Source organism: Bacteriovorax sp. DB6_IX (assembly GCF_000447775.1).
Lineage (GTDB): Bacteria > Bdellovibrionota > Bacteriovoracia > Bacteriovoracales > Bacteriovoracaceae > Halobacteriovorax_A.
Genome location: NZ_AUNJ01000401.1, coordinates 1 through 1,286 on the forward strand (window position 1 = coordinate 1; position 1,286 = coordinate 1,286).

At 34.9% G+C, this 1,286-nt stretch carries 2 protein-coding genes; one reads left to right on the forward strand and one right to left on the reverse strand.

Translation table 11 applies throughout. From position 1 onward, the window contains the following. The coding region (locus M901_RS17120; protein WP_021278608.1) for a CrcB family protein at positions 1–238 on the forward strand (238 nt) is incomplete at its 5' end. On the opposite strand, the gene M901_RS12715 is transcribed toward M901_RS17120, so the two are convergent. Next, on the reverse strand, positions 191–1,286 hold a 1,096-nt coding region (locus tag M901_RS12715), incomplete at its 5' end, for a PolC-type DNA polymerase III (RefSeq protein ID WP_021278609.1). The two genes, M901_RS17120 and M901_RS12715, sit on opposite strands and share 48 nt — an antisense overlap.

The following is a 1,286-nucleotide window of genomic DNA, read 5'->3' on the forward strand; positions in this document are numbered from 1 at the left end:
TCTAATCGTCAACGTTATTGGCGCCGCCATTATGTTGGTCCTCTCTTTCAAATACGATTTAAATCATGAAACATCAAGGCTTGTAAAAACAGGATTTCTTGGAGCTTTAACTACGTTTAGCACTTTTTCTCTCGAAGTCGTTGGAGCATTTAGAACAGGAAATACCGCAGAGGGTATTTCCATTATGTTACTAAATATAGTTTTGGGGATAATTGTAGGTATTTGGATTTTTAGATAGGAACTCTTCTAAAGTCTTATAGAAACTTTCGTCATTCTTCTTTGCCACGGATTTATTGACTATTAAAAGCTCTTTATCTTCTTGAAGTTGTAGAACCATATAGCATTCAAGGAATTCTTTGAGACTAGGGTGGTAAGCGACCTTTCTCATCTTGCCTGCGCTGATTTTATTTCCCTTAGAATTGATATATTGGAGAAGCTTCTTCTTATGTCCTGGATAACGAAAGATGAGCTCATTTCTATGACCTAAAGCGCAGAGAGGATAAATCGTAAACTGCTCAGGAACAAGATGGTTCATGATAACAAAATCATTATTAAGCTTATCCTTGATTTCTTTCTTTAGCTGAGTTCTCTTGTCCTCATCAATATGAATTTGCCATAATTTCTCCATCGCCTTATCTTTTTCTTCTTGAGGAAGCTTTGCGAAGAGATGGTTAAATTTAATAAGTACTTCAGTAAAAGGGCCAACAAGTTTAATCGTGAGAGTTTCCCACTCAGTATTCTCTATAAGGTCTTTGATATGCTCATTTTCACTCTCAACTCCTTTACATGGAAAGGCCGTTAAAATAATTCCATTCTTTCCTTTTAATGAAAGTAGGAAAGGTGAGTTTACCGACTTTATCTTTTTGAAGATTTCTTCTTTTGGACAATCTTTTTTAAAGTTTGTGAGATCAAGCTCATATCTATTTTTAGGGTAGTAGAGGTGATTGATTTTTTTTACACCTTTATCTTCGAAAATTTTCAAGTAGTTTAAGAAGAGTTTCGCCGTTGCATCAGCATCGTCAAGGGCCCTGTGAGCCTTAGTATGCTTGATCTTAAAAATCTTACTCATATAATTAAGATTGGAGTTCATCATGGTAGGAATAAGATATTTCGTCATAAGATTTGTACAAATGCTCTTATTCTCTAATTGCTTTCTTCCCATTCTTCTTAAAACTGAGTTTAAAAAAGGCACATCAAATGAAGCATTGTGGGCCACTAAAATTCTGTCTCCAATAAACTCAAGGATTGTATCCATAAGCTCTTCAATTTTTGGACAACCTTCAACA